The 4,445-nt window shown below is 63.4% G+C and carries 4 protein-coding genes and 1 pseudogene; 3 read left to right on the forward strand and 2 right to left on the reverse strand.

What is annotated here, in order from left to right; translation table 11 throughout:
- On the forward strand, positions 1-556 hold a 556-nt coding region (locus ACMLHZ_RS09280; RefSeq protein ID WP_418667458.1), incomplete at its 5' end, for a peptidoglycan DD-metalloendopeptidase family protein.
- Positions 557-717: 161 nt separating this feature from the next.
- Here ACMLHZ_RS09280 and fba read toward each other — a convergent pair.
- Complete coding sequence (gene fba, locus ACMLHZ_RS09285; protein WP_418456039.1) at positions 718-1,581, reverse strand: class II fructose-1,6-bisphosphate aldolase; 864 nt, start codon at positions 1,579-1,581, stop codon at positions 718-720.
- Positions 1,582-1,655: 74 nt separating this feature from the next.
- Positions 1,656-2,495, reverse strand: coding sequence for a DNA-3-methyladenine glycosylase family protein (locus ACMLHZ_RS09290; RefSeq protein ID WP_418667459.1), 840 nt, complete (start codon positions 2,493-2,495; stop codon positions 1,656-1,658).
- A gap of 570 nt (positions 2,496-3,065) precedes the next feature.
- Between ACMLHZ_RS09290 and rlmB the strand changes: the two genes are divergently transcribed.
- Positions 3,066-3,836: a 23S rRNA (guanosine(2251)-2'-O)-methyltransferase RlmB gene (gene rlmB / locus ACMLHZ_RS09295; protein WP_418456041.1), complete on the forward strand. Its 771-nt coding sequence runs from the start codon at positions 3,066-3,068 to the stop codon at positions 3,834-3,836.
- Between the two features lie 27 nt (positions 3,837-3,863).
- Positions 3,864-4,445: pseudogene (locus ACMLHZ_RS09300) on the forward strand (hypothetical protein); the annotation flags it as partial.

The following is a 4,445-nucleotide window of genomic DNA, read 5'->3' on the forward strand; positions in this document are numbered from 1 at the left end:
GGTAGTGCAGGAGGGCGAAACGGGCCTGGACGAGGTCACGTATGAAAACGTCTATTACGGCGACTCTGCCACGGCCAACGAGGTGAATGAGATCGAGCGGGTGACGCTGAAAGCCCCGGTGACGCGTGTGATCGATAAGGGCACCAAGCTGCCGGACGGCCAGCTGGCACAGACCGGCAGCGGTTCCTTACGCTGGCCGGTGCCCAATTACACCTACGTGAGCCGCTGGATGAGCAGCTACCACAAGGGGGCTGATATTTGCGCGGCCTACGGTTCGCCCATCGTGGCGGCGGACAGCGGGGTGGTGGTGACCGCCGGTTATCACTACAGCTACGGCAACTACGTGATCATCGACCACGGCAACGGCTACCGCACCCTTTACGCCCATGCAAGCCGTTTGGCGGTGGGCTATGGGCAGGCGGTGAGCCAGGGCCAGGTGATCGCCTATGTGGGCTCCACCGGCAATTCCTACGGCAATCACTGCCACTTCGAGGTGTACGTGAACGGCGTGCGCCGCAGCGCCCGGGAGTGGTTCCCGGGCATGAGGACCTGGTAAAAAGAAAGGGAACGGCCGCAGGCCGTGAACCCATGGCAAAAAAGACCCGCAAAATAAAGATCCAGCGCCTCTTTTGGCCTAAACCGGCCAAAAGAGGCGCTGGATCTTGTTCCGGACGGATTGCTTTGCGGCGGCTTTCTGTACGAAAGTGAGAAAAACGCTTACGCCTTGCCCACGCTGCCGAACAGCTCCATCTTTTCCTTCACGGTGGCCTTGATGGCCTCAAAGCCGGGAGCCAGCAGCTTGCGGGGGTCAAAGCCCTTGCCCTGCTCGTCCTTTCCGGCCTCGATGTAGGCGCGGGTGGCGGCAGCAAAGCTGAGCTGACACTCGGTGTTTACGTTGATCTTGGACACGCCCAGGCTGATGGCTTTCTGGATCATATCGGCCGGGATGCCGGTGCCGCCGTGCAGCACCAGGGGGATGCCGCCGGTGGCCTGGTGAATCTTGTCCAGCGCGTCGAAGTCGAGACCCTTCCAGTTGGCGGGGTACTTGCCGTGGATGTTGCCGATGCCGGCGGCCAGAAAGTCGATGCCGAGATCCGCAATGCGCTTGCACTCGGCCGGGTCGGCCACCTCGCCGGCGCCCACGACACCGTCCTCTTCGCCGCCGATGGAGCCCACCTCGGCCTCGATGGAAACGCCCTGGGCGTGGGCCAGCGCCACCAGCTCGGTGGTTTTGGCCACGTTCTCTTCGATGGGGTAGTGGCTGCCGTCGAACATGATGCTGGAGAAGCCGGCCTCGAGGCAGGCCTTGGCGCCCTCGTAGCTGCCGTGATCCAGGTGGAGAGCCACCGGCACCGTGATGCCCAGGCTGCCCACCATGGCGCTCACCATGGCGGCCACGGTCTTATAGCCGGTCATATACTTGCCCGCGCCCTCGGACACGCCCAGGATCACAGGGCTGTTCAGCTCCTGCGCGGTCAGCAGCACGGCCTTGGTCCATTCCAGGTTGTTGATGTTGAACTGGCCCACGGCATAGTGGCCGTCGCGGGCCTTTTGAAGCATTTCGGTTGCGCTTACTAACATTCTCTTTGCCCTCCAAAAATCAATTGTGTGGTGGTGCGTTCCGTCTTTCAGTATACCCTATCGGGTTTGTGAAATCAATGTCCGCCCGTGCCTTTTGCTTGCACTTTTTGTGTGCCGCGGGGCAGATTGCGGCGGGCATAATCAAAAATAAATTGCTGGGCGATGCCCTCGCGGCCGCGGCAGCAGGCGGGCAGCCCGTTGGGGAACAGCTCCTTCATGGCCTTTTTCATCCACACGTCCATGGGCACCGCCTCCCAGCGGGAGAGGCCGTATAAAAGCACGCAGTCGGCCACCTTGGGGCCCACCCCCCGGATGGTCATGAGCAGGGCCCGGGCCCCGGCGGTGGGCAGGGCGCGCAGGGCGGCCTCGCTCACCTGGCCGCCAGCCACTTTTTGGGCGGCGTCCACCAGGTATCCCGCCCGCCAGCCGGCGCGCAGAAAGGCCAGGTCCTCCGGCGTGCACCGGGCCAGCGCCCCAGGGGTGGGGAAGGCGTACCGCCCGCCTCCCAGGGGCTCGCCCAGCCCCTGGCACAGCCGCTCCACAATGCCCTTGATGCGGCCGATGTTGTTGTTCTGGCTGATGATGAAGGCGCACAGCACCTCGAAGAAGGGCTGGCGCAGCACCCGGATGCCGGGCGAGGCCGCGCAGCAGGCGGCAAGCCGGCGGCTGCCCCGGCCAAAACGGGCGATCAGGGCGGGGTAATCCAGATCCAGGGCCAGATATTGTTCCCAAAAGGCCCGGTCAATTTCCCCGGCGCCCTCGATCACAAGACCCGCCCCGGCCCGGCGCACCGTGACCGCGCGCCCCTCCACCACGCCCTGCCAGCCCCCGGGGCCCTCGCGCCAGCGAAAGGCCTGGCCGCAGTCCAGCGTGGGGGCCAGTTCCAGGCCGCGTGCGTCTTCCAAAACCAGCATCTTTTCACCCTCCGTGCCCATGATCCATTTTTGTACCGGCCGCCCCGCGGGGCGGCCGGGCAGATGCGCCGCATCGACCGATCCCGGCCGTATTGGGGCTATTATAACACAAAACAGGAGAATTCGTCTTTTGTGGGAAATAGAGAGAAAAAGCCCAGCCCTTGGGTGGGGTTTTTTGTCGAAATACCAGTATTGACAAAGAATTTATAACTGAACGTTGAGTCGAAAGTTTTTAATATGGATGTTGAAAACATACGAGAAATTGTGTCAGAATCATGAATTCAACTTGAAAACAAGCCACTTGTCAACACTTTCAACAGGGTTTTCAACATGTGGAAAGCTGAAAACCAGTCTACGATGTGTATAACTGCCTTTACCAGGCAGGGTTTGCGGGGGCCTTGCATTTTTTTTGAAAATGTGCGTCTAAGCAGCACCTCTTGGGGCCAACCTGAGATTGACCTGTGCCCCCGCGCGAAAAGCGTAAAAACTTGGGGGTAAATGCTGGCAAAGTAGAGCGTGGGGTGCTATACTTTTAACTATATATAAATTTTATGGCGCAAAGGAGATCCTATGGCCCAGACATTTGAAAAACGAGAGGGCAGCCCGAGCCTGGTGTATGGAAAAAACCCGGTGGCTGAGCTGCTGAAAAGCGGCGCCGGGGTGGACACCGTGCTCATCAGCGAGGGGCTGCCCCCCCAGGTGGCCGCCTATTATACCGCCCTGGCAAAACAGGCGGGGGCGGTGGCAAAACGGGTGAACGCGGCCAAGCTGCGCCTGACCTGCGGCACCGACAGCCACCAGGGCGTGGCGGCCTGGGCCAGCGAGATCCGGTACGCCGGGCTGGAAGAGCTGCTGGCCGCGGCAGAGGAAAGGGGCGAAGCGCCCTTTTTAGTGCTGGCCGACGGCCTGGAGGACCCCCACAACCTGGGGGCGGTGATCCGCTCGGCGCTGCTGTGCGGCGCACACGGGGTTGTGATCCCCAAGCGCGGCGGAGCGGCGGTGACCCCCACCGTGCTGAAAAGCAGCGCCGGGGCCGCGGCGCGGCTGCCGGTGGCAAGGGTGGCCAACATTGGCGAGGCGGTGCGCAAGCTCAAGGAACAGGGCGTGTTCGTGTATTGCGCCGAGATGGAGGGCGCGCCCCTGGAAACCAGCAATCTGACCGGCCCCATCGCGCTGGTGATGGGCAGCGAGGGCCGGGGCGTGAGCCCCCTGGTGAAAAGGCTGTGCGACGGCGCGGTGAGCCTTTCCATGGCGGGCCGCGGCACGGGAGTGGATAGCTTTAACGTGTCGGTGGCGGCGGGCATCATCCTGTACGAAATCGCCCGCCAGCGCCGCGCCTGAGCCTTGCAGTTGGAGGAAAACAAAGCCATGCCTGACAACAAATTTTCCGGCTCGGTGGACGAGATCCTGGAAAACCTGAAACAGCAGCCAACGCCGGACCCGGCCAGCGACCGGGCGGTGGAGGATATCCTTGCGGGCCTTGGCCTGGAGGAGGAGTTGCCCCGCAGCGCGCGGCAGGCAGCGCCGGCCCGGGAACAAAAGCCCGCCCCCGCCCGGGCGCAAAGGCAGGCGCCCGCCGCCCCGCAGGGGGCAGCCCCGGCGCCTGCCGGGGAGCGCAAAAGGGCCACGGGGGCCACTGCCGGTGCGGACCAAAGGCCTGCCGTGGGCGGGTCTGTTCCGATGCGGGAAACGCCGCGGCGCGCGGCGGCTTCCGCACCTGTTTCTGTTCCAGAGCCCCCGGCCCCCAGCTACCCCGTGCGGCAGGCCCCGGCCCCGCCGCCTGCAGATGAAAATCCGCCGCCGCCGGGCCTTTCGGCCACCATGCAGATGGACGATGTGTTCCAGAAATTTTTCAGCGAGAGCGTGGCGGTGATCCCGGACGAGGAGCCCGAGCAGCACCCCGGCTTTTTTGCCCGCTTTTTGCAAAGACGGAAAGGCGAGGAAGAGGAG

The organism is Allofournierella sp. (assembly GCF_048388525.1).
In the GTDB taxonomy this organism is placed as follows: Bacteria; Bacillota; Clostridia; order Oscillospirales; family Ruminococcaceae; genus BQOK01.